This is a genomic window from Arthrobacter sp. K41, from assembly GCF_059089645.1.
Map to the genome: position 1 here is coordinate 65,828 of NZ_JBNHEW010000002.1, position 26,721 is coordinate 92,548.

General features: G+C 61.7%; 26 protein-coding genes and 2 pseudogenes. 15 read left to right on the top strand and 13 right to left on the bottom strand.

Going from position 1 to position 26,721, the window contains the following annotated elements:
- The first annotated feature begins 34 nt into the window (after nucleotides 1–34).
- The 4 genes from AC5RTE_RS04570 (at nucleotide 35) to AC5RTE_RS04585 (ending at nucleotide 4,334) form a co-directional block, all read left to right on the top strand.
- Nucleotides 35–571: a hypothetical protein gene (locus tag AC5RTE_RS04570; RefSeq protein WP_494040221.1), complete on the top strand. Its 537-nt coding sequence runs from the start codon at nucleotides 35–37 to the stop codon at nucleotides 569–571.
- Nucleotides 572–695: 124 nt separating this feature from the next.
- The gene (locus AC5RTE_RS04575) at nucleotides 696–1,151 is read left to right on the top strand and encodes a hypothetical protein (RefSeq protein ID WP_494040222.1); all 456 of its coding nucleotides are present in this window, start codon (nucleotides 696–698) and stop codon (nucleotides 1,149–1,151) included.
- A gap of 590 nt (nucleotides 1,152–1,741) precedes the next feature.
- The gene (locus AC5RTE_RS04580; RefSeq protein WP_494040223.1) at nucleotides 1,742–2,224 is read left to right on the top strand and encodes a hypothetical protein; all 483 of its coding nucleotides are present in this window, start codon (nucleotides 1,742–1,744) and stop codon (nucleotides 2,222–2,224) included.
- Nucleotides 2,225–3,272: 1,048 nt separating this feature from the next.
- Nucleotides 3,273–4,334 (top strand): serine hydrolase domain-containing protein, encoded by a 1,062-nt coding sequence (locus tag AC5RTE_RS04585; RefSeq protein WP_494040224.1) that lies wholly within the window; start codon nucleotides 3,273–3,275, stop codon nucleotides 4,332–4,334.
- A gap of 144 nt (nucleotides 4,335–4,478) precedes the next feature.
- Here the strand turns inward: AC5RTE_RS04585 and AC5RTE_RS04590 are convergent.
- Together AC5RTE_RS04590 and AC5RTE_RS04595 are read right to left on the bottom strand one after the other, a co-directional pair.
- Nucleotides 4,479–4,622 (bottom strand): annotated as a pseudogene (locus AC5RTE_RS04590) (IS110 family transposase); the annotation flags it as partial.
- Nucleotides 4,623–5,378: 756 nt separating this feature from the next.
- Nucleotides 5,379–6,077 (bottom strand): TetR/AcrR family transcriptional regulator C-terminal domain-containing protein, encoded by a 699-nt coding sequence (locus AC5RTE_RS04595; RefSeq protein WP_494040225.1) that lies wholly within the window; start codon nucleotides 6,075–6,077, stop codon nucleotides 5,379–5,381.
- Nucleotides 6,078–6,256: 179 nt separating this feature from the next.
- Here AC5RTE_RS04595 and AC5RTE_RS04600 point away from each other — a divergent pair, with 179 nt between their 5' ends.
- The 5 genes from AC5RTE_RS04600 to AC5RTE_RS04620 all read left to right on the top strand — a co-directional run bounded on the left by AC5RTE_RS04600 (nucleotide 6,257) and on the right by AC5RTE_RS04620 (nucleotide 9,087).
- Nucleotides 6,257–6,532, top strand: a complete 276-nt coding sequence (locus tag AC5RTE_RS04600; RefSeq protein WP_494040226.1) for a hypothetical protein — start codon at nucleotides 6,257–6,259, stop codon at nucleotides 6,530–6,532.
- A gap of 228 nt (nucleotides 6,533–6,760) precedes the next feature.
- The gene (locus AC5RTE_RS04605) at nucleotides 6,761–7,012 is read left to right on the top strand and encodes a hypothetical protein (protein WP_494040227.1); all 252 of its coding nucleotides are present in this window, start codon (nucleotides 6,761–6,763) and stop codon (nucleotides 7,010–7,012) included.
- Between the two features lie 4 nt (nucleotides 7,013–7,016).
- Nucleotides 7,017–7,229 carry a hypothetical protein gene (locus AC5RTE_RS04610; protein WP_494040228.1) on the top strand — a complete coding sequence of 71 codons (213 nt, stop codon included), beginning with the start codon at nucleotides 7,017–7,019 and terminating at the stop codon, nucleotides 7,227–7,229.
- Nucleotides 7,230–7,320: 91 nt separating this feature from the next.
- Nucleotides 7,321–8,220 carry a diacylglycerol/lipid kinase family protein gene (locus tag AC5RTE_RS04615; RefSeq protein WP_494040229.1) on the top strand — a complete coding sequence of 300 codons (900 nt, stop codon included), beginning with the start codon at nucleotides 7,321–7,323 and terminating at the stop codon, nucleotides 8,218–8,220.
- Nucleotides 8,221–8,316: 96 nt separating this feature from the next.
- On the top strand, nucleotides 8,317–9,087 hold the full coding sequence (locus AC5RTE_RS04620; protein ID WP_494040230.1) for an alpha/beta fold hydrolase: 771 nt from the start codon (nucleotides 8,317–8,319) through the stop codon (nucleotides 9,085–9,087).
- Between the two features lie 768 nt (nucleotides 9,088–9,855).
- Here the strand turns inward: AC5RTE_RS04620 and AC5RTE_RS04625 are convergent.
- Together AC5RTE_RS04625 and AC5RTE_RS04630 are read right to left on the bottom strand one after the other, a co-directional pair.
- Nucleotides 9,856–11,274 carry an amino acid permease gene (locus AC5RTE_RS04625; protein WP_494040231.1) on the bottom strand — a complete coding sequence of 473 codons (1,419 nt, stop codon included), beginning with the start codon at nucleotides 11,272–11,274 and terminating at the stop codon, nucleotides 9,856–9,858.
- A gap of 1,227 nt (nucleotides 11,275–12,501) precedes the next feature.
- Nucleotides 12,502–12,606, bottom strand: a pseudogene (locus AC5RTE_RS04630) (IS30 family transposase); the annotation flags it as partial.
- Between the two features lie 186 nt (nucleotides 12,607–12,792).
- On the opposite strand from AC5RTE_RS04630, the gene AC5RTE_RS04635 reads away from it, so the two are divergent.
- On the top strand, nucleotides 12,793–13,617 hold the full coding sequence (locus AC5RTE_RS04635; RefSeq protein WP_494040232.1) for an alpha/beta fold hydrolase: 825 nt from the start codon (nucleotides 12,793–12,795) through the stop codon (nucleotides 13,615–13,617).
- Nucleotides 13,618–13,787: 170 nt separating this feature from the next.
- Here the strand turns inward: AC5RTE_RS04635 and AC5RTE_RS04640 are convergent, their stop codons facing one another.
- Entirely contained in the window at nucleotides 13,788–15,707 is a 1,920-nt protein-coding gene (locus AC5RTE_RS04640; RefSeq protein WP_494040233.1) for a fibronectin type III domain-containing protein, read from the bottom strand.
- A gap of 473 nt (nucleotides 15,708–16,180) precedes the next feature.
- Here AC5RTE_RS04640 and AC5RTE_RS04645 point away from each other — a divergent pair, with 473 nt between their 5' ends.
- Nucleotides 16,181–17,356 (top strand): aminotransferase class V-fold PLP-dependent enzyme, encoded by a 1,176-nt coding sequence (locus AC5RTE_RS04645; RefSeq protein ID WP_494040234.1) that lies wholly within the window; start codon nucleotides 16,181–16,183, stop codon nucleotides 17,354–17,356.
- Nucleotides 17,357–17,429: 73 nt separating this feature from the next.
- Here the strand turns inward: AC5RTE_RS04645 and AC5RTE_RS04650 are convergent, their stop codons facing one another.
- On the bottom strand, nucleotides 17,430–18,641 hold the full coding sequence (locus AC5RTE_RS04650) for an NAD-dependent epimerase/dehydratase family protein (RefSeq protein WP_494040235.1): 1,212 nt from the start codon (nucleotides 18,639–18,641) through the stop codon (nucleotides 17,430–17,432).
- 210 nt (nucleotides 18,642–18,851) lie between these two features.
- A complete protein-coding gene (locus tag AC5RTE_RS04655; protein ID WP_494040236.1) occupies nucleotides 18,852–19,532 on the bottom strand; it encodes a TetR/AcrR family transcriptional regulator in 681 nt (226 codons plus the stop codon).
- Nucleotides 19,533–19,670: 138 nt separating this feature from the next.
- On the opposite strand from AC5RTE_RS04655, the gene AC5RTE_RS04660 reads away from it, so the two are divergent.
- Both AC5RTE_RS04660 and AC5RTE_RS04665 read left to right on the top strand, forming a co-directional pair.
- The gene (locus AC5RTE_RS04660) at nucleotides 19,671–21,056 is read left to right on the top strand and encodes a flavin monoamine oxidase family protein (protein WP_494040237.1); all 1,386 of its coding nucleotides are present in this window, start codon (nucleotides 19,671–19,673) and stop codon (nucleotides 21,054–21,056) included.
- Between the two features lie 108 nt (nucleotides 21,057–21,164).
- A complete protein-coding gene (locus tag AC5RTE_RS04665) occupies nucleotides 21,165–21,647 on the top strand; it encodes a pyridoxamine 5'-phosphate oxidase family protein (protein WP_494040238.1) in 483 nt (160 codons plus the stop codon).
- Here the strand turns inward: AC5RTE_RS04665 and AC5RTE_RS04670 are convergent, their stop codons facing one another.
- Entirely contained in the window at nucleotides 21,648–22,247 is a 600-nt protein-coding gene (locus AC5RTE_RS04670) for a DUF6919 domain-containing protein (protein WP_494040239.1), read from the bottom strand.
- Nucleotides 22,248–22,320: 73 nt separating this feature from the next.
- Nucleotides 22,321–22,920 (bottom strand): hypothetical protein, encoded by a 600-nt coding sequence (locus AC5RTE_RS04675; protein ID WP_494040240.1) that lies wholly within the window; start codon nucleotides 22,918–22,920, stop codon nucleotides 22,321–22,323.
- 153 nt (nucleotides 22,921–23,073) lie between these two features.
- Between AC5RTE_RS04675 and AC5RTE_RS04680 the strand changes: the two genes are divergently transcribed.
- A complete protein-coding gene (locus AC5RTE_RS04680; RefSeq protein WP_494040241.1) occupies nucleotides 23,074–23,454 on the top strand; it encodes a VOC family protein in 381 nt (126 codons plus the stop codon).
- A 12-nt stretch (nucleotides 23,455–23,466) separates the two neighbouring features.
- On the opposite strand, the gene AC5RTE_RS04685 is transcribed toward AC5RTE_RS04680, so the two are convergent.
- On the bottom strand, nucleotides 23,467–23,871 hold the full coding sequence (locus AC5RTE_RS04685) for a DUF5997 family protein (RefSeq protein WP_494040242.1): 405 nt from the start codon (nucleotides 23,869–23,871) through the stop codon (nucleotides 23,467–23,469).
- Here AC5RTE_RS04685 and AC5RTE_RS04690 point away from each other — a divergent pair.
- Nucleotides 23,834–24,670, top strand: a complete 837-nt coding sequence (locus tag AC5RTE_RS04690) for a LysR substrate-binding domain-containing protein (RefSeq protein ID WP_494040243.1) — start codon at nucleotides 23,834–23,836, stop codon at nucleotides 24,668–24,670. The genes AC5RTE_RS04685 and AC5RTE_RS04690 overlap by 38 nt on opposite strands.
- A gap of 67 nt (nucleotides 24,671–24,737) precedes the next feature.
- Here AC5RTE_RS04690 and AC5RTE_RS04695 read toward each other — a convergent pair whose 3' ends face one another.
- Genes AC5RTE_RS04695 through AC5RTE_RS04705 form a run of 3 tightly spaced genes read right to left on the bottom strand, consistent with a single transcriptional unit; the run spans nucleotide 24,738 to nucleotide 26,691 of the window.
- Nucleotides 24,738–25,445: a DUF3618 domain-containing protein gene (locus AC5RTE_RS04695; RefSeq protein WP_494040244.1), complete on the bottom strand. Its 708-nt coding sequence runs from the start codon at nucleotides 25,443–25,445 to the stop codon at nucleotides 24,738–24,740.
- A complete protein-coding gene (locus AC5RTE_RS04700; RefSeq protein WP_494040245.1) occupies nucleotides 25,442–25,873 on the bottom strand; it encodes a phage holin family protein in 432 nt (143 codons plus the stop codon). The genes AC5RTE_RS04695 and AC5RTE_RS04700 overlap by 4 nt, the downstream gene beginning before the upstream one ends.
- Nucleotides 25,870–26,691, bottom strand: coding sequence for a hypothetical protein (locus AC5RTE_RS04705; RefSeq protein ID WP_494040246.1), 822 nt, complete (start codon nucleotides 26,689–26,691; stop codon nucleotides 25,870–25,872). Before AC5RTE_RS04705 ends, AC5RTE_RS04700 begins: the two co-directional genes overlap by 4 nt.
- Nucleotides 26,692–26,721: the final 30 nt, after the last annotated feature.

The window sequence follows — 26,721 nt, forward strand, 5'->3', positions numbered from 1 at the left end:
ATGATGCCTCTGCGGTTCAGCAGCTGGCGGGACCATGCCACCCGATAAAGTTGATGCCATGGGGGAGAAGAAGAACGACGAGAAGTACCAGCGGTTCATCAACCGCCCGTACTACTACGGGTATGCTGCGGGCGGTAAAACTGTTCATGCTTACACCAAGGAAGAATGGGGTCTCGGTGCCAGTTCGGGCGGCGGCGACCATAACTTGATCCGTTCCTTCTACTCCAGCCTTCTCTTGACGGTTCTGGTGGCGCCGGTCTCGCTGTTCTGCCTGCTCCTCGGGATCCTCGCGATCTTCAAGATGCCGATCATGGGGCTGGTCATGGTGTTCTTCGGGCTTCTCCTTGGCCTTGCAGTCGTCCAGGGATACTTCAACATCACGGAAGAATGGCGGGGGCGCAAGGCCCGAAAACTCAAGGGCCTCCCGAAGCCGTGGTGGGAGGCCGACGATGACCGCGCCTACGAATGGTTTCTGAAGCACCCGGATCCGCGTATCCAGATGCCCCTGGAGTACTTCCCGTATTCCGTGAGGCTCCGTAAGGAAATGCCGGAAGGGGCTTCTCGGCGTTGAGGGCTGACTTGCACCTTGATCGTGGGGATTTTGAAGACATACCCCTGCCGCGTTCTGGTTCATCGGGATCTTCCCGCTGGGCTGAGCCAAAAACCCCCTTACGAGATACTTCAGGAGCCCCAACGTGAAGAGAATCCTCGCCGCAGCGGCCATCGCAGCAGTCGCGGGCCTGACGGCATGCAGCTCAACTGCTATAGAACCCAACGGCCCCAGCTCCATACCTGCGGAGACAGCCATCACCACGCAGGCATCACCGTCAGAATCATCAACAGCAGTTGCGGCAGGCAGCGCAAAAGAGGCCTGCGAGACCTACAACGCGCTCTACGCAGAGTACAAAGCCCTTCCCGGCGCCGATCCGAACGCCTATGAGGACATCTACCTGAAGGCGCAGGACGCAAAAACCACCGTCCCAGGAGATCTGAACGGTCTGTTCGCGGCGCTGAGCGTTCTGGCTATGAATCACTCGGCGGCGGCCGAAAACGGGGGCCAGCCTGAGCAGGTATCCAAGGACGCCGTCCGGGACGCCGTCTTCGCCAGTGCAGGCACCTGCACTGCCGAGGGCGTCACGCTCCGGCTCTAAAACCATCCAGCACAAAACACAGGGCACCGCCCGACGGGGATCGAATGAACATCATGGCAGCGCCGGAACGCCGGCGCCAGAAACAGTACAGCCGCGGATGAGCTGCGGGGTTGCTGGCCTTGGCCCTGCTCCTCAGCCGGAACGGAGACTAAGACGCTGTCGTCTGGCGCTTTCTCCACCTTCGACGCCGCCGGCGCGGAGCAGATCCGAGCGAGCAAGACCGCACGACTGGATATGAGCTCCGGGACCGTGCAGAAGGCCGCCTTCCGCACGAGGTCTGACTTCAGCGCATCCGGGACGGCGTGCAGCGCTACGGCATCGACGCCGAAGCCGCGGAAGGTTAGATCAGCGACATTCAAATGGATCCAGGTTCAAGCAGTGACCACTAGCTGTACTAGCCCTCGGGCACGGACACGAGCTTGGATGTGAACTACAATTTCCGCTACGACGGCACCGAGGAAACGCAGGTAATCATTCGTCCACGTCCTCACGGCAGCCTAGGAACATGCTGAGGATCGGGATTTTCCGAAACAAGGGACTGGACGACGCTGCCCTGCTTGCCCAGATCCGTTTTATAGATAGGACCCACTATGGTTTACGACCGTGAGCGTGAGCGGCGAAACGATGCCGTGTACGCCGAGCACAAGAGTGCCGTAGCAGCCGGAGAGAAGCGCGCTCTACGCAAGACCAGCATCGGCGAGCTGCACAGCTACCCCGCAGATGAGATCGGGTTTACTCCCGGACGTGGCCAGGTTCAGATCAGCACCTGGTGGGGCATGGGAATTCTCGCAGTTGTTGCCGCATTCTTGACTGCCCTTTCGGTGCTGATCTTGCTGGCCCCGCTGGGACAGGGCGAAGGTCCGTTCTGGGGTGCGCTGTTCCTCACGGCTCTGACCGGGGGCTTCACCTTCTACGCATTCATACTGGCCCGAGACGAATACCGCGCGAAGCAGCTGCGCAAGCTGCGCGGCTCCCCGAAGCCGGGCACTTCCGGCGTAGTGGACATCAATCTCCTGGAGCTGGGACAGGAACGTCCCGACCGGCCCGACTCGTCCCGACAGGATCCGCTCTGATGTTCGACCAGGACATGGTCGCCCGGCGGCTGCCTGGAACCTGTCCTTCGCTCTGGCCAAAGTCTTCGGTGCCGCCCGGCTTCGCTGCATGGATCCTTTCTACGACAGTTAGCAATATCTGTCGTAGAAAAGATCCGATTTAAGCACCCCGAGCCTCAGCGGCTGCGCCCGCCGACGTCGTCGTCGTCGGTGATAATGACGATCACGACGACAACGGCCAGGACGGCCGGCAGTGACGAAGACGGCAAGCGGCGGCGTGGTGCTGACTATGCCATCTCTTCGGATGCTGGTACCGAGAAGGTCAGCCTCTTCTAAGTATTAGTATTCTTACATCAGCCGTGTTACTTGACATAACATAATTATCGGCGTTTGAAAAACGCCGGGGGAGTGCCTGTAAAGGGCTGTCTCCTGCCGTCAGTTCGAGGGATTTCTGCCCGATTCGAAGTCACAACTGCCCAGCCAGCGCAAAAGTCGTACCCGTAGAAGCTTCGCCCGAGCCAGCGCGAGCAGCTGATCCACGGAGCAATCCTCTTCAGGCCTGTCGCCACTCAAGTGAATCTTGGACGGCAGGACCGTGCCCTGGCTACGCGAGACGTTGACGTCTTCGTGGTGCCTATCGTCAAGGAAAAGAAGTTAAGCAGCCCGAGGACGGGTCTGCTTAAAGAGCGTTAATCGCGGATGTAAAAGTCAACTGTTGGTTGCCTTGAACAACAGCTTTACTTAACATCGGTTATCGGCTCTTTAAAACGGGCGGGGGAGTGCTTGGAAAGGGGCTGTCCCCCGCAGGAGCGCGAGAACCCGGAGCTATTGTGCAGTTGGGCGGGTGGAGTTGAAGGCTGAAGTGTGGCTGTGATAACGAAGACGGCGAGCAGGACAATTTTGATGCTGCCGGCATAGTTGATGGCATGGAACAAGGTGAGGCTCTGGCGGCCTGTTCTGGTGCTGGCATTCTGCGTTGCGGCAATACCTACCTGCGCCAGGGACACTGCTGCAGCGCCGAGTCCTGAAGCTGCAGAGGCGACCGACCTGGCCTGTCATACTGGTCAACATGGGTGGGGACCGTAAAAGCGAGGCGCTGAACAATCGACACGATGCTCGTTTTTATGGCGACGAGGCAGCCCGGGAGGCTTTGGGGTGGAGTCTGAGGCGCTCCAAATCCTGGCCGCGGACGGGCGCGTCTGCTGTTGCTTTAGTGCAGGACGGTGTGCTGGCAACGGCAAGCGTAGGCGCCCCGCTGGAAGCGGACTACGAAATCGGGTCGGTCTCGAAGGGCATCACCGGGCTCCTCTATGCCGATGCCCTCCAACGTGGGGAGCTCGACGGCGGAACCACTCTAGGCGACCTGCTGCCCCTTGAGGGCTCCGAACCGGCCATGGTTTCGCTGGAATCCATAACCCGGCACGCTTCCGGATTACCGCGTCTGCCCTCATCCCAGGCCACCTTCCGTCAGTCGGTAGCCCTATGGCGCCGCGGGACCAACCCGTACGGCGAGACGCTTGAGGAACTGCTAGCCCAGGCCCGGCAAACGCGGTTACTGTCCCCCAAGCCCCGCTACTCAAATCTCGGCTTCGAACTACTCGGCCACGCCATCGCCGCTGGAGCCCGAACAACGTACCGGGACCTCATGACCCAGCGGATCGCCGGGCCCCTGGGGCTGCATTCACTGTATGCGCCTTCTTTCCCTGACGAACTCCGGCAGACGGCACTGCCGGGCAAGAGCCGGGCCGGACGCACCATGGAGCCATGGACTGGAGAAGCCCTGGCTCCGGCTGGAGGCTGGCGCGCCAGCATTCAGGACATGGGCATCTTAGCCCTGGCACTTCTGCAGGGGAACGCGCCAGGGAGCGCAGCTCTGGACCCGGTGGTACAATTTGCCGGCCCTGCCGCACGAATAGGCATCGCTTGGATCAGCCTTGACGTCAAAGGTCGGACGGTCACTTGGCACAACGGCGCTACCGGGGGTTTCCGCTCATGGGTAGGGCTGGACCGGGAGGCCGGTACCGCCGTCGTACTGCTCTCAGCGACGGCCTCACCGCTGGACCGGCACGGCTTCAGACTCCTCCTCAACCCGCCCAGCCGGGGTAATTACCGACGAAATCGGAAAGCCTAGATTTCTAACTCCGCAGGCAGCCCGGCGATCGTGTCGTTTTGTGGTAACCCTCATGCTAAAAGCCTTAGCATAAACGAGCGAAGCTCGAGGCTGCGCTCGGATCGTAGCTTTACAAAATAGGCGTTATCGACTCTTCTATGGTTGTCAACGTAGCGATGGCTTATGGCAGTTGGCATTGAGCGTGCGGTAGATCCGTCGGGCGAGGTAGCGTTTCACGCACCGACGGATCTCCTTCTTGGTTAGAGCTTCTGCCTTCCGCTTGGCTACGTATGCGATGGTTTCTGGATCGAATGCCGTCCACTGTGACGAGCCACGCCCCGTGCGGAGCGGACAATCTTCTGATCAAGTCACCGAGGTGGGCCGGGCAGGTGCCGGCCGCCCCACCCAGCAGACGGACATGTCGATAACAGGACACCCAGAAAGAGCCGGGGCCAAGCGTTTAGTGAGTCACGACCGCCAGGGTGGAACGGCCTGCACTTACTCTGCCAGCCAATCCCAGACCAGCCACCCCAATCCTCACAGGCGTTTGTAAAACGCCGGGGGAGTGCCTGTGAAAGGGCGGGGAAGCGGCTTTCTCATGCGTTCTGATCGCAGATTGGGGGCACTCACTCTGGACAGCTCTGGCTAGCTAGGTGTGTCGTGCCAAGGTTGACGCGCACAGTGTAGGAGCGCCGTGAGCGGCAACCCAATGGTGAAGGAGGTATCCGACGGAAGATCCACGAGGCGTGGCACGAACATTGGCAAAAGGACCCGGGCTGAGTGAAGGATCTGTGGTTAAAGTACTGGGCCCACGGTGGATCTGCAGACATCTTCGAGTTCGATGCCTACCTGCGCGGCCCCACGGAACGAGACCCGTTCGAGCTGAGGATTCTTGCCTGGGCAATTGAGGACTTATCCCACGATGCGCCTGCCCAAGACTTGGTCACTTGAGGCCATTCCCTCACCTCTGGTTCTTTGGGGAAATGTGGCCGCACACTGTTACCAGAACCTTGGACCGGCCGGGCCGGATAATGCGGGACACCCTGAACCTGGTACCGCCTTGGCTCAGGAATGGTGGGTGGTCAGCTGGTTGCTGAGTCCGGAGAGCAGGACGCTGAGTCCTTGGTCGAGTTCTGCGGCGCCGTCGTACTCGGCCAGGACCGGGCCCAGTGCGCGGAGGTGGGGAAAGTCTTTGGCCGGCAGGCGGTGCAGGCCAAGGCGGAGGATGGCTTCGCTTTCGTCCGGATCCACGATGTATTCCTGCAGTTCGTTCAGGATGTGCCCGTAGAGGAACCCGTAGTAGGCGCGGTAGACGTGAAGGGCTGTTGCCGGGGTGAAGCCGGCCTCTATCAGCAGCGCCAGAATCTGCTCCAGTGGCCGCAACGTCCCCAAGGGCCGCAGGCCAAGGGGTGTGGAAAGGGGCCGGGTGACCAGCAACGGCACCACGTTGGGGTGCCGCAGGGCCAGGAGCCGGAGATCATGGGCGATCTTGCGCAACTGGGCCTGCCAGTCCGGGTCATCGGGAAAGATGGCCAGTTCGTCAAAAACCATTTCGGAGACCCCGTCCAGCAGGGCTGCCCGGTTGGCCGCGTAGCGGTAAAGGCTCATGGGATCGCATTGCAGCTCCTGGCCCAAGCGACGCATCGACAATGCTTCCAGGCCATCTTTGTCCACAAGCGTCAGCGCCGTGGAGAGCACGAGTTCCCTGCTCAGGCGCACTTTGCGGACACCTGCCGGATTATTCGATTCTTTGGGGGAGGCCATGTCGTATCCGTCCTGTTTGTGGAGTCAGGTCCACCCGTCGGGACGATACCTAAGCTTGCTTATTAAGCAGTCTACATGTAAAGTCTACATTGTAGAGAAGTTGTCGACATGGTTTCAGTAAAGGGATCACGGTTTGCATGGCCGCCACGGCCGCTCACATCACCGTCTCAGGAGAACCATTGACTACGCACACCCAGAACGAGCACTCCAGCACTGTCCGCAACGCTAACGACATCAAGATTTCGACCCGGACCCTTGAGTTCGCTGTCTACGTTGCGGCGGTCATAGCCACTATTATCACGGCCACAGTTGTTGGGGACGACGCCAGCGAAAACGGTGTTGACGTGTTCAATGCCAATGACGCAATGCAGTACATCACCTTCCTCACGGTCGGCCTGATGGTGGCCCGCGGCCTGGCGAAGGCCGGCAATCGGGTCAGCAACAACCACGCCTAAACAGGCGCTCTTCCGGCCCCCGGGCCGGGAACTGACTGATCCTGGCGCGGCACCACAACGGTGTTGCGCCAGGACTGTCCTGTCTTACCTTTTTTGTTTGGCCTGCCTGGGGTGAAGGACCCGATACTTTGGGCAATACCGCTTGGTGTCCCGTGCAAGGGCACCGGGTTTGAGGCCGCTGTAGCCGAACGGCGGAAAATTTTGCACCGTGTTTGAAAAGAGCCGTTCATGGCGCATTCACAGTTCGACCAGTTCCTCCAGGAAGCCACCTACCGCGACCAGGATTCCACATCCACTCTTGACGGAGACTCCTTCTACGGCCTATACACCAGCTGGTGCCACGTCTCCCGCCACTCCCCCCGGCCGGAGCACACCTTCTGGGCCGCGATGAAGCACCGAGTCAGTCCCGGGCAGTGCCTGCGCATGACGGGCCCAGCGGCAGCGGACTACATCCTGAACAGCTACCGGGCTGTCGTCTAACCCCATGCTGACCAAACGAGACGACGATACATCCCCCGGGATCTATGCCAGCTACCGGGACAGCGTCCCGGACGCCACTGCACCCGAAGCCACTCCCGCTGACGGGCCAGATACCCCCGCCGCCGTCGAGGACCTCGACCTCACCCCACGCGGCCTCGCCGACGCACCCGCCCTACAGCAGGATCCCGACAGCCTCGTCCACACCGGAAACAGCTAGGCACCACACAGCCGAAGCCAAATCAGGACTGGACCAGGCGCGGGGGGCGCCACTCATCAACCAACAGCGCATAATAACCGCGGAGCGCATCATGACCCCTGCACGGACCTTCGAATCGATCGTAATCATTTTCAACCCCAACAGCACCGGCGACGCACCTGCACTCGCCGAGCAACTGCGGATAGAGCTCGGAGAGCTTCTCCCCTATGCTGCGGACATCAAACTTCAACCCACAGCTCATGCCGGCCACGCCGTCGAGTTGGCAAGGGCCGCTGCCCGCGCCGGCCGGGACGTGCTGGTCGTTTCGGTCAGCGGGGACGGGGGCTATAACGAAGTTGTCAACGGCGTGATGCAAGCCGGCAACCCGCACGCGGTATGCGCCGTCTTGGCTGCGGGCAACGCCAACGACCACAGCCGCATCATTGCTACGCAGCCCCTGGAGCACGCCATCGCCGCAGGTGCGGTGCGAAATATTGACCTCCTGCGTATCAGCAAGGGCGCAACAGCAGACGCGCCCGCTGAGTACGCCCACTCCTACATCGGCTTCGGCCTCACCCCGGTCATGGCGATCGATCTGGAAAAGGGCAGCAAGGGCGCGTTGAAGGAAATGTTCTCCGTCATGCGCACCTTTTCCAAGTTCAAGCCGTTCGAAATCCGCCCGACGGAGGGCAAGCGCCGGAAGTTCGACAGCCTTGTCTTCGCCAACATCGCCGAGATGGCGAAGTACGCCACTCTCAGTGAAGCCGATGACCAGATATCGGACGGCAAATTCGAAGTCGTGATCTTCCCCCACAGGTCAAAGTTCCGGATCCTGCTGACGGCACTGCGCGCTGCCACCCAAGGCCTGGGAGACCAGCCCAGCGTCAGCAGCTACGCCTTCACCACCCTTAAACCCATCCCGTATCAAATCGACGGAGAAGTGAAATCCGTTGAAGCGCACACACGGGTCATCATCGAATCGGCCCCGGCTGCCCTCGCCACCTTGGGCTAAAGAACCGATTGAACCACCCCTTTAGGAATAGGACACCCGGTGCACGCCGCAATCGACCAACAACCAGACACTGAAACAACGCGTTACCGTCTGCTCATGCCCGGGAAGGGCCCGCGCCTCACGCCCAGGATTGTCACCACCAGCTCCTTGACCTCCCACGTGCACACCCTGGCTGGCCCGCTGGATTCCACGGGCCACGTCTTTGTGCTGCTGCACGGCATCGGCATGTCCCACCGCTACTACCGGCGGCTCCAGGCCCTTCTGGCCAGGCACGGGAAAGCCCATGCCATCGACCTGCCCGGCTTCGGCGGAACACCGACACCGGCCCGGCAGCTTTCGATTGCCGACTACGCAGCCCACACCGCGGCGACACTGGAAAAAATGGGCGCCTCCCGCGTGGTGGTGATCGGGCACTCGATGGGTACCCAGATCGCGACCGAACTGGCAGTTCAACGCCCCGATCTGGTCTCGCACCTCGTGCTCCTGGGACCTGTGGTGGAACCAACCCGGCGAACAGTCTTCCAGCAAAGCCTGTCCCTGGGTCTTGACTCGCTGCTCGAAAGCCCCGCCGGCAACGCCACAGTCTTCACCGACTACGCCCGCTCCGGCCCGCGCTGGTACCTCACCGAACTCCCCGTCATGATGACCTACGACCTCAACGCCCGACTGGCCCTGGCAAACCAACCCACCCTGGTCATCCGCGGATCACGTGATCCCGTAGCGCCAAGGCTCTGGTGCGAAAAACTGACAGCTACCGCCCCCGACGGGCGCTTCCTGGAAATACCGGGCAAACCCCACATCGTCCAACATGGCGGCGCCGCCGCCACAGCCGCAAGCATACTGGCTCTAACCCGCCAGCAGCTCTAACAGTTACGACCAGAGGCCATCGAGGAACACGCAGGGTCAGTTTCGACAGCCCGTGAAGCAGACGCGGAGCTTGGCCTGTTAGGAAACTTTTTTAGCAGAGCGGAAGTCAGCTAAAGTGCGGGTGGTCCTGCTGGCAGTATCAACGTTCTCCGCCAGCGGCGCAGTCGCTATTGACACTGCTGCCACCTTGCACCCGTTTCGCTGCGTCAGAATTGGGCACACCCAAAACTGACATACGCTTCCTTGCCTGGTCCTCCGGGCAACCGGAATTAACCCACGGTTTGCCGAGAAGTCCGGTGCGCCCGCCCACAGCCGGGGACAATTTTCATAGGTTATCCACCGCTACTGCTGCCAGGGAGCTACCCCAACGGCTCCTGCTTCCAGCCGTGGATAACCCGAATTGACCCCAGCTATGGACAGGTCAGTGTTCGCCGCCAGCTCCGGCCACGTGATCAGCAGGTCCGGGGCTGTCCGCCCGAGGCAGGTTGACGGAATATCCATTATCGGCGTGGAAGCGCGGATGCAGAAGTCACTGCGGGGAATCCCGGTAGTTTCTGGCAGATGAGCGGCCTGGCCATTCTTAGGCCTGCACGGCTCGCGGCTCTTCAGCTGCGGTATTGTTGCTGGCCCATCCCGTTCGCGCTAGTCATGTGAAGAACCGGCCCGGACGCTGTCAGGCAGTGTCCGGGCCGGTTGGGAGTATCTGTCTCTGCAATGTGCCTTATTGTGTTGGCGCCTTGGAGTAGTGAGGTACCCGCGGCAGCGTCGTCATCGTGTGCCGGCGGTAGCTTCGACCTCGAGGTCCTCGGGTGCCGTCAAATCCATGTGGAGCAGTTGCACTACTCTGGATTTGGTGATGTAGCGGTGAGTTAGCCATAGGACGATGAAGACTGGCACCCCGATGTAAGAGGAAAGCACCTCCATGCCCCTTCCGGCGAGCACTGCTTCGTAGTTTTGTCCTGCAATGACCAGGATCAACAGGGTGAATGCCAACAGTGGCCCGATGGGAAATAGGGATGCTTTGTACGGCAGGTCGCTGACTTTGTTTCCCTGGGCCAGGAAGCCGCGCCTGAAGCGGTAGTGGGAGATGGCGATTCCCGCCCACACGATGAAACCGCACAGGCCTGACATGTTGAGTAGCCAGGAGTAGGCCGCGCCCTGACCGATGATTGCGGAGAGGAACCCGAGAAGTCCCACGCATGCGGTAGCCAGCAACGCCGGGATTGGCACGCCACGGGCATTGGTGCGGCCGAAGATCCTGGGGGCCATGCCGTCGTGGGCCATGGCGTACAGCATCCGGGTGGAGGCATAGAGTCCGGAGTTGCCTGCGGAGAGGATGGCGGTGAGTATCACCGCGTTCATCAAGGCCGCAGCGAAGGCAATCCCTGCCCGGGAGAAGACCAGGGTAAATGGTGATCCTGCGATGTCGGCCTCGCCGGAGGCCAGCAGGCTGGGATCGTTGAATGGGATCAGGCATCCGATGATGAAGATGGCGCCGATGTAGAAGAGCATGATGCGCCAAAAGACAGTGCGGATAGCCTTCGGCACTTCGCGGCGTGGGTCCTTGGCTTCGCCTGCAGCCACACCCACGAGCTCGGTGCCTTGGAAGGAGAATCCGGCAATCATGAAGACCGAGATGATCGAGAGCCAACCCCCGTGGAACACGTCATCGCGGTTTTCCCAGTTGCTCAGTCCCGGGGAATTATCTCCGAGGATGCCGAAGATCATTAGCACGCCGGCGATCAGGAAGAGCACCACTGCAGTGACCTTGATAAGTGAGAGCCAGAACTCTGACTCGCCAAACGACTTCGCGGAGAGGGCATTGAGCCCGGTCAATACAAGCAGGAAGATCCCGGCCCACACCCATCCAGGGACCCCGGGGAACCAGAAGTCCATGATGATTCCGGCTGCGACCAGCTCGGCAGCCACTGTAATGGCCCAGTTGAACCAGTAGTTCCAACCGATCGCGAACCCAAAGGAGGGTGAGACAAAACGGGTGGCAAAGGACTGGAAGGATCCAGCGACCGGAATTTTGGCCGACATCTCGCCCAGTGACTGCATCAACAGGAAAACCATCAACCCGACCAGCGCGTAGGCGGCCAACGCTCCGCCAGGACCCGCCTGGGAAATGGTGCCACCCGAGGCTACGAACAGTCCGGTTCCAATTGCGCCGCCTATCGCTATCATCTGCAGGTGACGGCTGCTCAGCCCGCGCTTTAGTTCGTTCGCTGCTTCACCGGAGCTTCCAGCGGCCCCTGTCGCAACGGGCAATCCGTGTTGTGTCACTTCATGGGATCTGATTTCTGTGGATGTTCCGCTCATTGGCGTCATGCAACACCACCAGCGGGAAGTGGTGCGAACGTGCTCGGGTTCCAGGCGCAGCCCACGGCCCGACCGGTGCAGGCATCTGTGGCTGCGGGGTCGATCAGGATAGCCGAAACATTCCCGGTGGCTGCCTGTGCAGTGAGTCCCGAGCTTAGTAGCGGCCTTGAACCGGAGCGCAGGAAGGTTTCAGGGGTGCCGGGAGCAATGATGAGTTCATTGGTTTGCGTGTGGGAGCTAGGTCCCATGGTGCCTCCGAAAAGGTAGCTGCGGTCGATTTAGGCTTTCCGACCGCGGGCCGGAAAGAACGGTGATCAAGCTAACACACGCGAAGTACGGGACCTTTGCTGTAGAGAGGATTGCAACCGGGGCACGCGAAGTCCTTATGAATAGTGATGGAATCCTCAGCTGAGCGTAAGACTTGGTGATGCTGGTCTCCTGGTGCATAAGCGCTGCTGAAGGCCTGCTATGGACGCCAGCTACGTCCGCTAAGCACTTCGTGCTCTCTAAGTGCAGCCACCCACTTCTCGGCGCGCAGGTTGGAACTTAATCCCGATCACTTACCCCTGTGGGCTGTACAGATGCACAGCTTCAAGGTCTTGGACAAGTGGGTTTATCCGTTGAACCGCCATCCTCGTTCCGATTAGATCGATGCAGCGCTTATTCCTGAGCCAGAAATTACGTAGGAGAATTGTGACTTCGAAGATGAGTTCCAAAAAAGGCTCCGGTTGGGACGCTGTACAGGTCGGAGACACTGTGCAGGTAGTTGGTAATGGACGCACAGAGTACGTTGGCAAAGTCGATGCCCGTACATCGGACGGCGACGTCATCTGGGTTCACGATCCAGTCGGGGGTCGCCGGCTTTTTCACATCCACGATGGTTACGCCCTACGGCTGGGCCAGTGAGGATCTAATCTTGCTTCGCGTCTCGAAGGGTGAGCGGATTCGGGTGGTGTCTGCGACACCGGTTTGTTTTGTTGGGGTCGAGATTAGCTCGGCGAGGACTTCTGTGGGCGTTCGGTAGCCGTGTCCGTGTCGTTTGAGTGGCCGGCGGTCGCGTTGCGGCGACATTCCCGAAGATTTCGGGTCCGTGGAAGGACAGGTCGGTGCTTCTCGGGAAGTACATGCGCAGGAAGCCATTGGTGTTTTCGTTGCTGCCGCCTGACAAGGTGAATGTGGGTCGCAGAAGTAGATCGCCCAAGGCGAGCAACAACATCCTGATCCCCATCATGGTTCCTGCTGCAGGAGTCGCAGAATCCATGCCGGACGCAACGGTCTGAATCGACCCACCTTAGAGGTCATAGTGGAAGGAGCCCTAGGATTCTCGATTTCCCGTCGATAGTCTGGAACAGGACGCCACCGTACGCGAGGGTCAGGGAGAACGTGATCGAAGCAGCTGCTGCGGTAATCGGCCGAAACAATGTCACCATACTCGGCCGGGATGATGGGCCTGTGATGATGTTTGCCCACGGTTTCGGCTGTGACCAGGCCATGTGGCGGAAGCTGCTGCCCTATTTCGTTGATGATTACCGGCTGGTGCTTTTTGATCATGTTGGTGCAGGACACTCCGACATCAGCGCCTACGACTGGGAGAAGTACGGTTCCCTGAATGGGTACGCGTCGGACCTGCTGGAGATTTGCGCCGCGCTTGACCTTGAGGACGTCATCCTGGTGGGCCACAGTGTCAGTACGATGATCGCCGTCATCGCCGCGGTGCAGGAACCCAACCGTTTCTCCCATCTGGTCCTCCTTGCTCCTTCACCCCGTCACACGGATGACCCATACGACGGCTACATCGGCGGGTTTTCGCGGGAAGACATCGAGGGCCTGCTGGCATCTCTGGACAGCAACTATTTCGCCTGGGCAGCTGCCTTGGCGCCCCTGGTTATGGGCAACCCGAAGGAACCGGAATTTGCGGAGGACCTGCGCGTGAGCTTCTGCCGGACGAATCCGGCCATCGCACGGCACTTCGCCGGAGTAACGTTCTTTTCCGACACCCGCCCTGAACTGAAAAATTTACACACCCGCTCCCTGATTCTGCAGTGCTCCAATGATCGGCTTGCCCCGCCGGAAGTGGGCGCTTACCTGCACCAGAACCTGGAACACAGCACCCTAGTGCAACTTCAGGCCACCGGGCACTGTCCGCATGTCAGCGCGCCGGAGGAAACAGCCCGTGCGATCCTGCACTACCTCCACACCCGCTCGTAACAGAGCCGCCGGCAGACGCTGCGGCAGCCAGGTTCGGCCGGGATTCGCTGATTTTGGCGAGCCGGCCGGGCGGCCTTCTAACATGGAACTGCTCCCCGTAAGCCTGAACTGAATTTCAGTCCGGCTTTCGGGGAGCAGTTTAACAATGCGGTCCTACTTGGCGGAGTCGCCTACCTTGAACTGGCGGATCCCGTGACGGATCCGCCCGCGGAAGACGTCACCTTGACGGTCGACGTAAATCCCGCGTTCGAGTTACGGCCGCGGATGGTCCAGGTGCCGTCCGCGGCGACCGTTGCAGTGCCGATCACCACACCGCTGGCGTTGGTGGCCGTGATCGTATTGCCGGTGGTGATGCTGGCGCTTCCGGCAACGCGCCATTCCCGCTTGTCAGCGCGGAACTCAGCCGTGGCAGTGAGCTGGTCCGCGGGAGTGACGGTGGCCGAAGCGCCGGTCCCGAAGGTTGCCGGAGCGCTATCGCCTGCTGCGCTGGCAGCGACCAGCTTGAGGGTGTACGTGGTGCCATTGGCCAGCCCGTTCAGCACTGCGCTGCGCGCTGCCGCGTCTGTCTTTACCTCAACCGGTGTTCCTCCAGCCGGAGTGGCCGTCAGGACGTAACCGGTCACCGGCGTATTGCCTGCGGCTGCACCCTGCCATTCCACAGTCGCGCTGCCGTTGCCCGTGGTCACCCGCACGACGTTCGGGGCGGCCGGGGCAGTCAGTGCCCCTGCCTTGACGGAGAAGACCACCGGTTCGGCTGTGGTTTTACCCGCACTGCTGTTAGCAGTGACGATGAAGCTGTACTCCGCTCCAGGGGTCAGCCCTTCGAGCCTGGCTGAAGTGGCGCCGCTTCCTGCCTCAGCCGCAGCGACTGCCACACCTCCGGACAGCGCCTCAACGGTGTACCCGGTTACAGCCGCACCGTTGGCAGCGGCCGCAGTCCAGGTGACATCCGCTGAACCAAGCAGGGAACCGTCTTTTACGGCCACGCTGCCCGGAGCTGTGGGTGCGGTGGCCTGGGGAGGCAGCTCAGCGGACGTCACGGTAACCGTGCCGGCCCCCGCAGGGATGCTTGCCTGTCCGTTCAATGCAACTACTTTGACCGGGTACGCCTGGCCGTCCACCAGGCCGCGGATGGTTGCGCTTGTTGCTTCGGCTCCGACCTTGATGCTTACTTCCTGGCCCAGAACCGTGTCCTCGGCGATTACCTCGTAGCCGGTGATGGCCGGAGCGTCCGCGGGAACAGTGGCGGGTGACCAGGTGGCGGTGACGCTGTTCTTTCCTGCCGTGCTGGCGAACGCCTCAGTTGGCTGGTTGGGTGCCTGCCCGGAGGGCCCCGCGGGGCATCCGCCGAAGCCCGGGCCGTCAATTTCCTTGAACTCGGAGATGGTCAGGCCTAGCTGGGCTTCAACACCAACCGGTTCTGCCTGCCAGCTGGCCACGGACGGGTCACCGGCAAGAGCTTCGTCCCGCTCGGCTGCCGAGAAGAACCCATACGTCACGGTGAACTCGCCGTTCGCCGCGTTACCTTCGACCCTGTAGCCGGCAGGTACCCCATCGTCCGGCCAGCCAATTGCCCGCTCGCCAATGCCCATGTCCCTCATGTCAGGGTTGACGATTTCCACGGCCATGCGGGCGATGTCGACGTCTGCGCCGTATTTGCCCTTGACCACAATTTTGCCCTCGACGTCACCGGCGGTGTCCGGAGTGTGCGTGCCGTCGACAGCATCAACTGAGGTGATAACGGCCGTGCCTGCCAGCGCTCCGTCGCTGCTGCCGTCCTCAAACTCCACGGTGACCTCGTCACCTCCGGTGATGTTGGGGGTGACCACATCCCAGCAGGAACCTCCCGGGTGATTGACCTCAAGGAAGCCCGTGGCATCGACCACGCCGCGTGCGACCCCGATGAGGGTTCCGCCCCGGGTTACGCGGATGGTTGCGTCCTGTCCCGCCTGGGCAGCGTATCCCTCTATGGCGACCATGTCGCGCTTGGTAAAAATTTCAATGTTGCCGGGGCCAACGGGAGGGTTCGCCGCCATTACAGCGGACGTACCAACTCCCACCAGTGCCAGCGTGGTGGTTCCTGCAAGCAAGCCCGTGATACGTCTGCGTGAGGACGAGTTACCAGGCGTACCGGGAGAAACGTGCCTTAGAAAGCTCATTCGAGTCCCTTTCCTAAGCGGAGCGCTCAGGCCCCGAAATAGTTCAGCCGCAGATCGGACGCCTGCGAGGTAACAACCACTCTTATGAACCCGAGTTGGAGAAACGCTGGAATCCCAGGTTGCAAAAACCTTGTCGAATGCCTGATCCGGGGGTGCAGAAATTCATCAACACCAGCGGTCGGGGGATACCTTATGGAAAGTTGGGGCAGGCAGGGCGACCCAGGACACCGTTCGTGGATGCTGCCGCTGTTTTGCAGCCCGCATTGGTTTCGAGTAGCACGTAAAACTGCGTCCTGCAGTGGCAAGTTTTCGAGTACCCACTACTCGTGACGGTGCCCGTGAGGAATTGGTAGTTTGGCGCCACTTATCGCATTTTCGCCAAAGTGCCAGTCCGGGAGGCAGTCATGCCGTACACTACAGCCCACGCCATCACGCCGCCGGTAGTAGAGGTGGACGCGCTCCAGGTCCCGGTCCGCAGCGAGATGACGCCCCTGTCCGAAAAAATCATCTTCAATTATGCGACCGTCGCGCCGATGAGCCGGACCGCTTACGAAGCCGCGCGCACTTGCATGGCCGATTTTTACCAGTACGGGCCGCCGGAGGTGCTTTACCGTTACGACTCACTGGCAGACGACGTGGCTACTGAAGCTGCCCGCCTACTCAACTGCGTGCCCGATGAAATCACGTATTTGAAAAATACGAGCGAGGGCATCATTATGGCGAGCGAGGCGCTCCCCCTGATGCGGGGGGACGAGGTGTTGGTGCTCGGAAACGAATATCCTGCCAACCTTCTTCCCTGGCTGCGCAAGCGGCAAGACGGCGTCACGGTCAAGGTCATAACCGGCTGCGACAGTGAAGGGGCCTTTCTGCGGTTGCTCGAAAGCATCGGCCCGCAGACCAAGGCCATAAGCATGTCCTCGGCCCAACGGTACGACGGGTTTATGCCGGACCTGACGTTGCTGTCAGGAGTGTGCCGTGAAATGGGCATCTTCCTGGTCATCGACGCTGTCCAGCACATCGGTGCGCGTACGTTGGATTTAGCCACGACGCCAGTGGACATAGTGGTGTGCGGCGGCCAAAAGTATCTGCGCGCCGGCATGGGCATCGGCTTCATGTACGTCAACAGGAGCCTCATGCCCGCCCTGCGGGACGGCAAGGTGGGCATCCGCAGCACCGAGCATTTCGATGAGGATTCGTATGTGCTGAAAAATACGGCGGCCCGCTTTCAGGACGGTACGCAGAACATCACGGGATTAGCGGCGCTCCACGCGGCGCTCCGGGAGATCAATACCGTTGGCATGGACTGCATCGAGCAGAAAAACCTTGAGATTCTTATGGGGATCAAAGCTATTCTTCACGAGAACATGATTGATTTCATCGACCATGGCACGCGCCAGAGCAACATTGTCTCGATACCCACCCCTGATCCGGACTCCTTATTCAAGTTCCTGATGAATCGCGGCATCTACGTCAAAGCCGTTCAGGACGTGGCCCGGTTGTCATTCATCCATGAGTCGACGCTCGAGGACGTCGGAGTCCTTGCCCGGAGTACCCGTGAATTCCTCAACGGTTGCCGTTAGGGCTGGAGAAGCCGCAATAAAACCAATTCCGCCCGCCAGGTACACCTGAAACGCCCTCTGAACGCGACTCCGGCTAGTGGGTATTTGTCTCCGTTGCCGACCACTGAACCTCAGGCAGAATGATGGACCTATCGATGTTGTCCTTGTAGCGGCGCGTGAACTCGAGCATGTTTGTCATTTCCGCCTGCAGCCGCGCTTCCTTGTTGGTTTGAGCGGCCTTAATGACCTCATGCAATTCCACCTGGGTTTTACGCTTGCCGGCGGGCTCCTGACGGGGGTTAACCAAGTAATCGATCTTGGTTAATGGATCGATATCTGCAAGCTTTCGCGCAATTTCCTCAATGCTGAGGCGGTGCGTGTAATTATGCACAATAGTGTGCTCGCCGGGACTAACGTCGAGATCGGCCAATTCGAGGAACTTCTCGGTTGTATCAGCCAGGCTGATCAGACCGGTTTTCTGGCTGCCGTCGCCATAGACCGTGAGAGGGTGGCCTATGGCCATCTGGCAGACGAATCGGTTGAAGACAGTGCCGAAAACGGCATCGTAGTTGAACCGGGCCGCCAGGCCACTGGACTCCTTCGGGTGATTTTCCGGAATCGTCGCCCCAAAAATTGTCGCTTGCTGGACGGTGATGACCTTCAGGTCCCACATCTGGGAGCAGAGGTCATCAATCAACAGGTCGGCAATTTTTGACTGGTGGTAGAAGTCCGTTGCCTGCATCGGAATGAAGCCCTGCAGGACCTTGTGCTGCTTGCCCTCATGCTCAAAGGTAAAGTCCTGCTTACCAAGGGGGACATAGTCGGTGTCAGTTGCCATGTAGCAACCGCCGGAACCCAGTTTAATGTACTTGGTGGCTTTACTGACGTGCGCTATTGCCCAAATCACGTTGAGGTGGCCGACTATATTGTTCGAAAATGTAGCGGCGGCATTCTTGGCGCTACTCATGGAGAAGGGCGCGGAGGGCTGTTGGGCCGCGTTGATGACAACGGCCGGCCGATACTTGGCAATCACGTTCTCTACAGCGTCGGAATCCAGAAGTTCGACCTTCTCAAACGACAGGTTCCGTTTATCGAAAATCCGCTCATACTCGGCGATCCGGGCCTGGGGGCTTTTGAGGGGCACTAGGACCTTGGCCCCCGCTTCTTTTTCCCAACGGCGTTTTATGAGGTTATCCACCAAGACAACGTGCCGGCCGGTACGGCTCGCCATGGCCAGTCCAAGCGTCCAGCCCAGATATCCGTCGCCGCCAAGAATCATGCAGGTATTGCTGTTCAGCTCATTCACTGTTCAACCCCATCTAAGACGGAGCTTCTGCATTTATGCCATATATACAGATGCTGTAATCAGCGAATTTAGAGGAGTCATTAGCAGAAGTCAATGGTGACCAAAAGTAGCCTGACTGATAAACGTGGACAGCTTCGCCGTTGCGCCTGGACGCTGCCAGTGATAGCCCTCAACCTTGGAAATTACCGGGAGAGGGCGTATCCATTCGAATCACCCCCGCAGCGCGCCCAGTCCGGAGATCAGCGCTTCCAGTCCCAGTTCGAACGCCACGTCCGCCGAACGTGGGCCCCCGGAAGCACTCCGCACCGCCGCTGTGAAGTTCGGAGTTGACTCCGCCATCGACCCCGAGTCAAAGATGTCCTCCGGCGCCGTGACGTCATACGCGGAACCGAAGATGAAGGACTCAAGCGCCACGATGGACGAGACGATCCGGGACTCGGGGAACCCGGCGTCGAGGAAGCCTTTGCTCACGGTCTCGTACATTGCCAGTGTCTGCGGCGCGTCTGTCACCGGAAGGACGGCGATTACCGGAATCAATGGGGTGTGTTCAGCGAAGACATTGCGGTAGCTCCATGCCCAGCGCCGGACGGCGTCCTCCCACGGCGCGGCGCCAAAATCGGAAACGTCCACCAGGGAGGTGAGGTGGTCCTCCACCAAGAGCAGGACGTCCCGTTTCGAGGCTACATGGTTGTAGAGGGCCGACGGCGCCACATCGAGTTCCTTGGCCAGGCCCGCCATGGTCAGTCCGTCATAGCCCTTACGGTTGATCAGCTCCAGTGCGGCCGCGGTGATGCCCGCCTTATCCAGCAGCGCTGCCGAGGGCCGCCCCGCACGCCTTTTTGCGCCGGCTTTTCCGGCGGCGCGTCCCTGTACGGCTGGTACTGCCGGCATTCTTGGCCTTTCTCTGGTGGTCTCCAGCATTATTCCACCCGACACTTCCGGTCCCGGCCCCCAGAAGCTATAGTTCTAGTAAATGAATGCCGTTCATTTATTAGCTCCCGATACGGAAGGGAGCGCAGAGAGGACATCATGCTGAACCTGAACCGCGACGTCGTTGTCGTCGGAGCCGGGCCTTCCGGACTCACCGCAGCCCGGGAACTAAAAAGGGCGGGACTGACCGTCGCCGTCCTCGAAGCAAGGGGCCGCGTCGGCGGCCGGACCTGGACCGACACCGTGGACGGCGCCATGCTGGAGCTTGGCGGCCAGTGGGTTTCCCCGGACCAGACCGTTCTCCTGGACCTCCTCCAGGAACTGGGCCTGAAGACCTACCCGAGGTACCGCCAAGGCGATTCGATGTATATCGGCAACGACGGCGTCCCCGTCCGTTACTCCGGCGACTCATTCCCGGTGGACGCGGAGACTCAAGCCGAAATGGACAAGCTCACCGCACTGCTGGACGGACTTGCCGCAGAAATCGGCCCCACCGAACCCTGGGCCCACCCCAAGGCACGGGAACTGGACACCATCTCCTTCCATCACTGGCTCCGGCAGCACTCCGCCAACGAAGAAGCCTGCAACAACATCGGCCTGTTCATCGCCGGCGGCATGCTCACCAAGCCCGCCCACGCGTTCTCCGCCCTGCAGGCAGTGCTAATGGCCGCCTCCGCCGGTTCCTTTACCCACCTCACGGACGAGGACTTCATCCTCGACCGCCGGGTAGTGGGCGGCATGCAGCAGATCTCCCTGCTGCTCGGGCAGGAACTGGCTGACGACGTCGTCCTCAACTCCCCGGTGCGCACCATCAACTGGGAACCTGACGCCGACGGCGGGCACCGCGTCAGCGTCATCTCCGATAGGGCCACCGTCAACGCCCGCTTTGTGATTATGGCCGTGCCGCCCAACCTCTATTCGCGTGTGTCGTTCAACCCGCCGCTGCCGCGCCGCCAGCACCAGATGCACCAGCACCAGTCACTTGGCCTGGTCATCAAGGTCCACGCGGTCTACAGCCGCCCGTTCTGGCGGAACTCCGGGCTGTCCGGCACCTGCTTCGGCGCCGGGTCCCTTGTCCAGGAGGTCTACGACAACACCAACTACGGCGACACCCGCGGCACCCTGGTGGGCTTCATTTCGGACGAAAAGGCCGACGCTGTCTTCGAGCTCGGCGCCGAGGAACGCAAGAGCGCCGTCCTGAAGTCAATCGCCGGGTTCCTCGGTGCAGAAGCCCTGGAACCTGTGGTCTACTACGAGTCGGACTGGGGCTCGGAGGAGTGGACCCGCGGAGCCTACGCCGCCAGCTACGACCTCGGCGGACTCCACCGCTACGGCAAAGACCAGCATGCCCCGGTGGGTCCTATCTACTGGTCCTCCTCCGACCTGGCCGCCGAAGGCTACCAGCACGTCGACGGTGCCATTCGGATGGGCCGACACACGGCTTTCCGCATCCTCGAAGCAGCCAGGGTAGGTGTGCCCGCCTAAGCGCTGTGGGACGCAGGAAAAGTCCGGCGGGGTGGATTCTAAGCATGCTTACTATTAGGCTGGATTGCATTGGGGAGCGTCCCCGCACGCAGACGAACGAGGTGAAATATGACTGACGCCGAGAGCATCAGCAAGGTCACGGACATCATTAACGATTCCCACATCGGAATGCTGACCACCGTCAACGAAGAAGGCGCGCTCGTCAGCCGCCCGCTGGCCGTCCAGGATGTCAAGGACGACGGCGACATGTGGTTCTTCACGGGCCTTGGCACTTCACAAGTTGCCCACGTCCGGGCTGACCCGCGTGTGAACGTCTCCTTCGGAAAAAACACCGAATGGGTGTCGGTGGCAGGGACCGCCGAGGTGGTTACGGACCGGGAAAAGATCCGCGAGCTGTGGAACCAGGCGGTTGAAGCATGGTTCCCGGACGGTCCCGACACCCCTGAGGTATGCCTGCTGCGCATCGATTCCGACTCCGCCGAGTACTGGACCAGCCCGGGCGGCACAGCCGCGACGGTCTTGCAGTGGGTCAAGTCCAAGGTCACCCACAGCCGGATGAGCGTGGGCGAAAGCGGCACCGTCGAACTGTAGCTACGAGCCGTTCAGGGCGCCGAGGACGGCGGGCAGCAGCACGTCATCCCGGCCCCAGAACGGGTCCAGGATCTCGACGTACCAGGAATCGGCCAGCAGCAGCGCCAGGGTTTCGTTGGTTTCGTCGGCCCAGTCCTGAATCTGTTCCTCCGTGACGGGGTTCTCGCTGGACCCAAGGACTGTCACCACCTCGCCGCCATCCACCGTCACGGGGATGGCGGCGTTGCTGGACTCGCCGGGGGAGTGGACCACGGTGACGAGTTCTGACCGGGTGGAGAGGGCCAGAAGTTGGGCGGCCACCTCCGCACTGCAGAAACCCGTCACGTACTGGCGCTGGGCAGGGCCGGCGGAACGGAGTCCAGGTTGCGATTCCTTGGTGAACAGGCCGTTCCGGTTCAGTTCCGCAAGCGCGACGGCGATCGTCGCGGTCTCGGCGTCGAAGCTGGCCGTGAAGGTGGCTGGCTGAAATTCACTGCGCCCTTCGAGCCAGCGCGCGGTCAGTTCGCCCGCGGCCGCGAGGGTGGTGGCCTGCCGCCAGGCTCCCCGGTCCTCCAGCCGCCTGCCGAACCGGTCGCGGTCTTCTGTTTCTCCAGGCTCCATCCTCGGATGCTACGGGGCTCCGCCGCCGGACTCCAGCGGCCGCGACACAGCAGTTAACGCGCCGGAGGATAACTTAGGGGCCGGCTGCCGGGATTCCTGCCGCGCGTTCAGCCTCCGCGAGGGCACGGCCAAGGCGTTCGACGGCGGGAGGGTACCCCTGCTGTCCCGCGGCCCGGAGCTGCTCCGCCTCCCGCATGGCTTTAATGACGGCGGCCGTCTCCGGCAGCCGAACATCGGTCATCCCGGGGTAGTCAATACAGTACGCAGGATCCAGCTCGTACCGGCGCCAGCGTTCCAGCAGCACGCCGTGTTCAGCCTGCGCGGCTGTGTGCAGGGGCAGGTACTCCCGGCGCTGCCGGCGAACGGACAGCCAGGCCGCCAGCCTTGGGCTTCCCCGGTAGGCGGCGGCGCCGGCGGCCACGGCCGCGCCGGCGAGGAAGAGTCCCGCCCAGGCGGACGTGAGGGCGGGAATGAGCAGCGCGGGCAGGGCAACAGCCGAGCCGAGGAAGAGGTCCCAAAACAACTGGTCCGAACGCCCAGGTTCTGCCTCCGGCGCGGCCAAAGCCCGCCGTCGTACCAGGAAAACGGTGGCCGCGACACTCGTGACCAGCACAGATCCGCATAACAGAAGGATCCACGCCCCTTGGAACAGGGATTCTGCGACCGCCGCCACGTTGCACCTCCACGTCCACAGGCCCGGCGGGAAACGCCGGGCTGGTCCTTCCATTCCAGCGCCTCGCCACGCCACGGTCAATGGCCACGGAAGTCCCAAGCAGGGGAAGCAAAGGGGCTATCCGGCCTGCCCGCCGGGCCGTACCTTGGGACCATGAGACTCAAAATGTGCAGCATCCACGTCCAGGACCCTGCGGCCGCCCATGCCTTCTATACGGAGACTCTCGGCTTTGAGACGCTGATGGCCATGCCCGAGTACAACCTGTTCATCATCAAGGACCCCGGCGCGGACGCAGGATCAGTGGGCCTGCTCCTGGAACCCAGCGACAACCCGATAGCCGCGGACTACACGAACGGGCTGCACAAAGCCGGCCTGCCTGCAATTGTTTTTGGCGTCCCGGACGTTCAGGCGGAGTACGAGCGGCTGGTGAAGTCGGGAGTCAGCTTCAAGAGCGGACCGGCCGAAGACCCCTCCGGAATCAGCGCAGTGTTCGACGACGGCTGCGGCAACTTCATCCAGCTGCACCAGGACTGAGTTTCCGCTGAATTACTCGGCCTGGGCGCGGGCCCGCTTGGCGTCCTTCTTCGCGGATTCTTCCTTCACGCGCTGTGCTTCGGCCCGGACTGCTGCGTGTGTGGCGCGCTCGCTGACCAGCCACGCGGGGGGAGCCTGGAGCAGCGAGGTGATTTCCGCCGTCGTCAACGCTTCCTCCACGCCGCTGCGGGCCAGGCCGCTGATGGACACGTTCAGCTTCTGGGCCACCACGGGCCGGGGGTGCGGGCCATTGCGGCGCAGCTCGGCCAGCCACTCCGGCGGGTTGGCCTGAAGCTCGGCGAACTCGGCGCGGGTGATGGTTGAATCCTGGAACTCCTGCGGTGTTGCGGGCAGGTAGATGCCAAGTTTCTTGGCAACGGTGGCCGGCTTCATGGACTGGGAGTTTGCAGAGGTCATGCTTCAAGGGTATCCGGGCGGACGGTACTGTGAAGACGTGCCCACCGACAACACTCCCCAGACAGACGCCGGTCCTGCAGGCTCTGCCCACCCGGCTGAACCGGACGCCCCCCGCGTGCTCCGCATCGCCTACGTTGCGGGAGTGACCCCCGGCAAGTGGATCCGCCGGTGGGAAGAACGGGTGCAGGACGTTCCCTTGCAGGCATTTATGTCCGACGACGGCGCGCAGGTTGAGGTGCTGCGTGACGGTTCAGCGGACCTCAGCTTCGTCCGCCTCCCGGTGGAGCGCGAAGGCCTGAACGTGATTCCGCTGTATGAGGAGCAACCTGTGGTGGTTGCGCCCAAGGGACACGAGATTTCGGTGTTCGAGGAAGTGGCATTGGAGGACCTGGACCAGGAGGCATTCCTCGATGTTGCCGCGCTGGGTGGCCCGGAGGCTGCGCTGCAGGTGGTGGCCACCGGCGCCGGCCTGGTAAGTCTACCCATGTCAGTGGCCCGGCATTTCAACGTCAAGGACACTGTAGCGAGGCGGCTTACGGGCGCACCCGCCACCGGGATAGCTGTTGCCTGGCCTGTTGATTCCACGGATGAGGTCATCGAGGAATTTATTGGAATTGTCCGCGGGCGTACTGCCCAGAGTTCCCGGCAGCCCTCCGCCCAACCTGTTAAGGCGAAGAAGGAGCCGAAGCCGGACCGGCGTGGCAGCGGTACCAAGAAAGCTCCGAAGGTGGCCCAGCGCTACGCGCCCAACCCGGACAAGGGCCGGGGCAAAGGTTCCCGGAAGAAGGGCAAACGTTAGCACCTGCCCAGGAGACGCAGAAAGGCCGGCTCCATACGGAGCCGGCCTTTCTGGTACCTAAACGTTCTTAGGTGTTTTGGACGTTGGTTTTGGCGTCGGTGGCGCGGTCTTTGACGTCGGTGACGGCGCTTTGGCCTTCGTTTTTGACGTTTTGGGCGGCGTCAGTGGCGGTGGCCTTGACGCTTTGGATGGCTTCCTGGGCGGGTTCCTTCAGGTCCTGGACGACGTCTTTGGCGGCGTCGGTGACCTTTCCGGCCAGGGGTTCGGCAGCGGTTTTGAGCTGCTGGGCCGCTTCGCGTTCTTTCTGGCTGGCCGGGATCAGGGAGGAGATGAGCATCCCGGCGCCGAACGCGATCAGCCCGGCGGCCAGCGGGTTGCCCTGGGCCTGGGCTTTGACCTGTGCCGGTGCGTGGGAGATCGCGGTTCCGGCGTCGGAGAGTTTGGCGCTGACGTTGTCCTTGGCCCCGTGGAGGGTATCGCCGGTGCTGTGCAGGGCGTTCCCGGTGTGCCCGGTCCCGGAGGAGACCTTGTCCTGGACGGTGGAGGTGGCCGAGGTGACCTTGTCCTGGACGGTGGAGGTGGCGGTGTCTGCTGCTCCCATGATTTTCTCCTTAGCCCCGCTGACTGCGTCCTTCACGGTGTCTTTGACTTTGTCGGTCTGGCGCTGGACAACGTTGGCCGGGGTGACCTTGTCCGCGACCGCGTCGACGTTGGTGCCGAGGCGCGCACGGGTTTCTTCGATTTCCTGACGGATTGCATCCGGGTTATCGCTCATCGGTTTACCTCACCTGGTTTTAGGGTTGGGGGAATTTCAGAAAGTGTTTCGCCCGTCTGGGGCAGGCCCTGGATCTGTTTGAGTTCCTTGCGGCCGATCGAGGCCAGGACCGCGGCGATGATGCCCCAGATCACGGCGACGATCACAGCGGCCCAGCCCAGCGGCATCAGCGCGCCCAGGGCGAACATCAGCCCCAGGGACAGGAACACCAGGACGAAGTGCCCGGCCACGCCGGCGCCGGCGAGCATCCCGCCGCCCTTGCCTGCCTTCGTGGCGGACTGCTTCAGCTCGGCCTTGGCGAGGGCGACTTCCTGGCGCATCAGGGTGGACAGGTCCCGGGTGACATCACCGAGCAACTCACCCAGGGACGCGTTGTCCGCCTTCACATGCGCCTCACTCGGAGCAGGCTCCGGAATTTGGCTACTCACAGGTGGCGTCCTTCCCTCGTCTGGTAGGGGTCATCCTCGAACCGAAGGGGCGTGTCCTCTGCGGTGCCCGAGGGCAGGGAGGCTGTAGAGACCGGCGCTCCGGCACCTACAACGGGCTCGTCGTAGAGGTCTGTGCTGGTTCCTGCGGCGAACACAGTCTCCTGCCGGAGCGGCGCTGCCTGCGGAACCCCGACCGGCCGTTGGGCCGGGAGGGACTGCGCGGACCCGCTCTGCGAACCGGCAGCTCCGGCGGTGAGCCCACGGGTGAGGCGGCCTGCGAGGATGCCGGCGCCTGCGGCCAGCAGCAGGAAAGTGCCGGGCTTGTTGCGGGCGAAGGTCTGGACCTCGCTCAACAGCGAGGCCGCATCCTTGTTCTCAACCCAGGAAGCAATAGAGGAGGTACGGTCCGCGGCCTGGCGGATCAGGTCACTGGCAATGCCCGGCTGATCCGGGGCATCAGCCATGCTCTGCAGCTGGCTGGAAATGGTGCGGATCCCCTCGGCAGCCTTCTGCTGCTGGGTGCCGGCCTGGCTGGAAAGCCCGGACTTGGCCTGCGACAGCAGATCCTGCGCACTGGACTTCGCCTCGGAAGCGACGTTGGCCACTTCTTCCTTCGCGGTCTGCGCCACACCCTGCGCCGCCGATGCTGCCTGGCCGGCCACATTCGACGCCTCTTCCTTGGCGGCCTGCTTCTTGGAGCTGGTGCCGGAATCCTGAGTGCCTGTGGTGGCGAAGGTGTCTTCAGCGCCAACCTCTGATGCGCCGTACGGATCGGAAACAGCAGGGTTGGGGGTCTGGGGCCATTGGTTCTCTGTCATCATGCTCTCTTTCAGAAAGGCTCAGCTTGC